Genomic DNA, 614 nt, shown 5'->3' with positions numbered 1-614 from the left:
CCGAGCGCCTCGTCCAGGGCCGCGACGACCCCCGCGCGCGAGGTGTTCGGCAGCGACACCCGGGTGCCGTCCGCGAACACGTGCCGCGCCGACGGCTCGACCCGGACCAGGTCGACGCAGTCCTCCAGCGGCTCCCGGCCGGTCTTGACGAAGAGGTCGCGGTACACCGCGGGGAGGGTGAGCAGACCGGGGCCGGTGTCGAAGGAGAACCCGTCCCGCTCCCGCCGGCGCAGGGCACCGCCGTACGTCTCCGTCCGCTCGTACACCACCACCCGGTGGCCCGCGACGGCCAGCCGGGCGGCGGCCGCCATCGCGCCCATCCCGGCGCCGATCACCGCAATCCGTGCCATGCCAGGGACTTTATCCGCCGCCACCGGCGGGCCGGTCNNCGTCGAGATGAGTACGCGCGCGGATGGGCTGCGACCTGCGGGGACGAGAGAGTGGAGACCACGGAGAGGGGCACGTTCCCGGAACCGGCGGCACGGGGCGCCGGAACGGTGCGGCCCGCGATCCGCTCCTTCCGCCGGCACCGTCGGTGGGAGCGAGGCACGGGGGAACCGGGGGACGACCGCGCACGGGGGTCCCGCGGGGATGCACGGGGGAACGCACGGGGG

At 75.8% G+C, this 614-nt stretch carries 1 protein-coding gene; it reads right to left on the bottom strand.

Going from position 1 to position 614, the window contains the following annotated elements; translation table 11 throughout:
* Window positions 1-350: NAD(P)-binding protein (locus B7L92_RS36045; RefSeq protein ID WP_143626448.1), on the bottom strand; the 350-nt coding region annotated here is incomplete at its 3' end.
* Window positions 351-614: the final 264 nt, after the last annotated feature.

The sequence above is a fragment of the Streptomyces viridosporus genome, assembly GCF_002078235.1.
GTDB classification, from domain to species: domain Bacteria; phylum Actinomycetota; class Actinomycetes; order Streptomycetales; family Streptomycetaceae; genus Streptomyces; species Streptomyces viridosporus.
This window is presented reverse-complemented; position numbering and strand designations above follow the sequence as displayed.